The 517-nt window shown below is 69.2% G+C and carries 1 protein-coding gene; it reads left to right on the top strand.

Annotated elements, in window-relative coordinates:
* Positions 1-517: AMP-binding protein (locus P1P70_RS45985; RefSeq protein ID WP_319248492.1), on the top strand; the 517-nt coding region annotated here is incomplete at both ends.

The following is a 517-nucleotide window of genomic DNA, read 5'->3' as shown; positions in this document are numbered from 1 at the left end:
CGAGCAGTTCGTCGCCCTCGCCCTGCCCAAGTCGCTCGACGCGATCGTCAGCATGCTCGCCGTCCTCAAGAGCGGCGCGGCGTATCTGCCCATCGACCCGGACTATCCCGCCGAGCGCATCGACTACATGCTCGACGACGCCACACCCGCGCTGACCTTGACCGAGGCGGTGCCGGGCGCGGTCTACCGGGAGAACTCCGCCGTCACGATCACCGACGCGGAGCGGCGTGTGCCGTGGTCACCGCGCCACCCCGCCTACATGATCTACACCTCGGGCTCCACCGGCCGTCCCAAGGGCGTCATCATCGAGCACCACGCCCTGGCGACCTATCTCCACCGTGCCCGCACGGCCTATGCGGCCACCAGCGGCACCACCCTGCTGCACTCCCCCCTCGCCTTCGACCTCACCATCACCGCACTGTGGACCCCCCTCACCAACGGCGGCACCGTCCACCTCACCACCCTGGAAACCACCACCGTCCAGCCCACGCTGATCAAGGCCACCCCCAGCCACCTC

The sequence above is a fragment of the Streptomyces sp. MB09-02B genome (genome assembly GCF_033794485.1).
In the GTDB taxonomy this organism is placed as follows: domain Bacteria; phylum Actinomycetota; class Actinomycetes; order Streptomycetales; family Streptomycetaceae; genus Streptomyces.
This window is presented reverse-complemented; position numbering and strand designations above follow the sequence as displayed.